At 68.5% G+C, this 3,817-nt stretch carries 4 protein-coding genes; 2 read left to right on the forward strand and 2 right to left on the reverse strand.

Going from position 1 to position 3,817, the window contains the following annotated elements; translation table 11 throughout:
• Together WAX14_RS15615 and WAX14_RS15620 are read right to left on the reverse strand one after the other, a co-directional pair.
• The coding region (locus WAX14_RS15615) for an AAA family ATPase (RefSeq protein WP_422628963.1) at positions 1-770 on the reverse strand (770 nt) is incomplete at its 3' end.
• On the reverse strand, positions 767-1,951 hold the full coding sequence (locus WAX14_RS15620) for an exonuclease SbcCD subunit D (RefSeq protein ID WP_422628964.1): 1,185 nt from the start codon (positions 1,949-1,951) through the stop codon (positions 767-769). The genes WAX14_RS15615 and WAX14_RS15620, both read right to left, overlap by 4 nt.
• Before the next feature lie 86 nt (positions 1,952-2,037).
• Here WAX14_RS15620 and WAX14_RS15625 point away from each other — a divergent pair, with 86 nt between their 5' ends.
• Complete coding sequence (locus tag WAX14_RS15625; protein WP_422628965.1) at positions 2,038-3,201, forward strand: DNA recombination protein RmuC; 1,164 nt, start codon at positions 2,038-2,040, stop codon at positions 3,199-3,201.
• 23 nt (positions 3,202-3,224) lie between these two features.
• Positions 3,225-3,817, forward strand: a 593-nt coding sequence (locus tag WAX14_RS15630; protein ID WP_422628966.1) for a DUF6542 domain-containing protein, incomplete at its 3' end; no start/stop codon positions are given.

Raw genomic sequence — 3,817 nt, forward strand, 5'->3', positions numbered from 1 at the left:
GACTCGCGGGCGGCATCGAGCACGACGACCGTGCGGTCCCTGGTGTCGACGGCGTCCGCCCGCAGTTTGTGCGCCCAGCCGACCGGGTCGGCGCCGGCTCCGGCCTCGATACCGGCCGACGCGTCGACCTTCGCGCTGAGCACATCCACCTTCTTCTGTTGCTCGGCGAGTTCCCTGGCGCCGGTGGCCGCACGTTCACGGAGCCACCGCTCGACGCCGCCGAATCGGGTGGTGTCGAACAGCCGTTCGAGCACCGCGCCACGATCCTTGCTGTCCGCACGGAGGAAGTGCGCGAACTCGCCCTGCGGCAGCATCACGACCTGAAAGAACTGCACGGCGCTCATTCCGAGCAACTCGCCGACCACGACACCGATGTCGGGGATTCGCGACAGGTTCTCCCCGGATCCGTCCAGCCACGTCAGTGTCGCTGTGGCGTTCTGTCTGACGGTGCCGGTACCGCGCAGTTTGGCGCGTTCGTGGTCCGGGCTACGCACGATCCGCAGGTGGCGGCCTGCGATGGTCGCCTCCAGCGTCACCTGCGGCACCGCTCCCGCGCGCGCGTGATCGGACAGCAATCGGCGTCCGTCCGCGCGTGCCCCGGGAACCGTGCCGTACAGCGCGAATGCCACCGCGTCGAGAATCGAGGTTTTACCGGCCCCGGTCTGCCCGTGCAGCAGGAACAGTCCGTCGGCACCGAGTTCGTCGAAGTCGACACGGACCGTGTCCGCGAACGGACCGAATGCGGTGATGTCGAGGGTGTGCAGTCTCATGCCGGCACCTCCGCCGTGTCGATCCCGGCATCGACGGCCGGAATCCGGTCGCTACCTGCCCCGACTGCCTCGCGCAGCGCCTGTTCGATCCAACGGGCTTCACGCGGCGACGGATCCGAGCGAACGTCCGACAGGAATCCGCACGCGACGTCGAGGTCGCGACGTCCGTGCACTTTCTCCCGGTACGTCGTCCCCGACGTCCGGTCGGGGCGTTTCCACACGACGTGAACCGCGTGCGGGAACCGCGTCTGCAACCGCCGCATCGCGTCGAGCGGCCGAATCACGTCGGTCAGTTCCGCCGCCACGTAGTCGTCTTCCATGCCGGCGAGCGCGGCGTCGGCGAGCAGATCTTCGAGTTCTCCGGAGAATTGACTCAGTCCCCGCACGATCGGAAGGTCGATCCGCTCGACCGTGGTCGTGCCGCCCTCGCCGAGGTCGACGAGCCACACCGCCTTGCGATGGCTGCGTTCACCGAACGAGTACGGCAACGGCGACCCCGAGTAGCGGATGTGTTCGGCGACCGTCTGGGGGGAATGCAGATGGCCGAGCGCGACATAGTCCATGCCCTCGAATGCGGACGCGGACACGGTTTCGACACCGCCGACCGAAATGGATCGTTCCGAACCGGTGGCTTCTCCCCCGACGACGAACGCGTGCGCCAGCAGCACCGTCCGGGCACCCCGCGTCGCGGCGTCGGCGCGGACCCGGGCCATCGCGGCGTCGAGGATCTCCTGATGTGAGCGAGCCGTCGGTACGCCCAGTTGCGCGCGGGTGATCTCCGGCTCCAGGTACGGGATGCCGTAGAACGCGACCGGTCCGTGATCGTCGTCGAGGATCACCGGCCGGTCCAGTTCGGTCACCTTCGTGATCAGGTGCAGGCCACCCTTCGCGGCAAAGGTGGCACCGGCGCCGAGCCGCACCGGCGAGTCGTGATTGCCGGAGGTGGCGACGATGACGGCGCCGGCGGCGCGGATGGCTTCCAGACCCGCATTGCACACGGTGACCGCATCCGAACCGGGAATCGACCGGTCGTACACGTCGCCGGGAACGACGACGACGTCCACGTCGTGTTCGGCGACGAGTCCGGCGATCGCGGTCAGCGCCCGCGCCTGATCTCCCAGCAGATCCACACCGTGGAAGGTGCGGCCGATGTGCCAGTCCGAGGTGTGCAGGATCCGCATGCCGTCGACCGTAGAGGACCGCACCGACAGATCCGGTTCGGGGTGAGTGCGCCCGGATGTCGGCCCCGTACGGCATCATCCGCCACATGACTGCTCTCACGGCACTCGGGCTGATCGTGGCACTCGTTCTCGGTTTCGGGTTGGGATGGCTGGCGCAGGCGTCGCGGACCGGCGACCGGGCCGCACGGGCCGAAGCGCAACTCGCCGCGCTGCGCGACAACGAGACGCAGTTGCGGCAGTCGCTCGGAGCGGTCAGCGAGGACGCGGCACGCCGCCAGTCGGGTGCGATCGGCGACCAGGTGTCGCGTCTGGTGGGCCCGTTGCAGGATGCGGTCGGGGCCCTGGCCAAGCAGGTCGAGCACGTCGAACGCAGTCGCGTGCACGCCTACGCCGGGCTGACCGAGCAGGTCGAGGGCATGCACCGGGCGTCGCAGTCGCTGTCCCAGCAAACCCAGCAACTCGTCACCGCGCTGCGGGCACCGCAGGTGCGCGGCCGGTGGGGGGAGATCCAGCTCGAACGGGTCGTCGAACTGGCCGGGATGGTCCGGCACTGCGATTTCGACACGCAGGTCGTGGCCGACGGCGTACGCCCGGATCTGCTGGTGTATCTGGCGGGTGGCAAGCAGATCGTCGTCGACGCGAAGGTGCCGTTCGCCGCGTACCTGGACGCCGCACAGGAGGACGACATCGCCGAGCGCGATCGGCACCTGGCCCGGCACGCTCGGCAGTTGCGCACGCACGTCGACCAACTGTCCGCGAAAGCGTATTGGGAGTCGTTCGATCCGACACCGGAGTTCGTGGTGCTGTTCGTGCCGGGTGATCCGTTCCTCGATGCCGCGCTCGCCGCCGACTCCGGTCTGCTCGAATATGCGTTCGGCCGGAACGTGATCCTCGCCACTCCGACGACGCTGGTGGCGTTGCTGCGGACCATTGCGCACACGTGGCGGCAGGAAGCACTGTCACGCGAGGCCGCGCAGATCCATCGGCTCGGCCGCGAGCTGTATCAGCGGCTCGGCACCGTCGGCGGACACTTCGACCGGCTCGGTACGCAACTCGGCAAGGCCGTCGATTCGTTCAACCAGACGGTGTCGTCGATGGAGACGCGTGTCGGCGTGACGGCCCGCAAGCTCAGCGAACTGGAAATATTCGACGGTGACGTGCCCGAGGTGCACCGGGTCGATGCGTGGCCGCGACGCACCACGCTCGGAGGAAACTCGGGTCCTGCCGGTCCGGTCGACGAAGCGATCTGAGTCGATGGGTTTACTGTTTGTGTGTGTCTGCATCCCAACGCGCTCGCTCGGCGGTGCCGCTCGACATGCGCTCGCTGGCTCCGACCACGACCGGAGTGCCCTGGTGGGGTGCCATCGCCATCGCTGTCGGGGCGACGCTGCTCGGTGCGATGCTCGACGCGTTCCGTGGTGACGAACTGACGTCGGTCTTCTCCGTCTTCTATGTGCTCGGGTGCATCGCCGCAATCGTCGCCGTCCAGCATCGCGGTGTGTTCACGGCGATGGCGCAACCGCCGCTACTGCTCGTCGCGGCGATCCCGCTCACGCAGGAGTTGTTCTTCGCCTCGAGTGGTTCCGGGCTGCGAGACCTCGCCTTGAACGTCGCGTACCCGCTGGTGAATCGGTTCCCGGCGATGCTCGTCGCCACGGCGGCGGTCCTCGTCATCGGTGGTGTCCGCATCTATCTCGCGCAGCAGGAAGACGCCTCGGCACGACCGGGGCGCGGCGCCGGCAGACGAACCCGCTCCCCCTCGGCGAACGCGGCGGCGAAGAAGGGACGTCCGGCGACGAGAGCGCCGGACCGTGGTTCCTCGACCGGCGGCGACCGCGCCGACGACAAGCCCGCCCGGTCTCGGGT

It is taken from the genome of Rhodococcus sp. (in: high G+C Gram-positive bacteria) (genome assembly GCF_049299235.1).
Taxonomy (GTDB): Bacteria; Actinomycetota; Actinomycetes; order Mycobacteriales; family Mycobacteriaceae; genus Rhodococcus.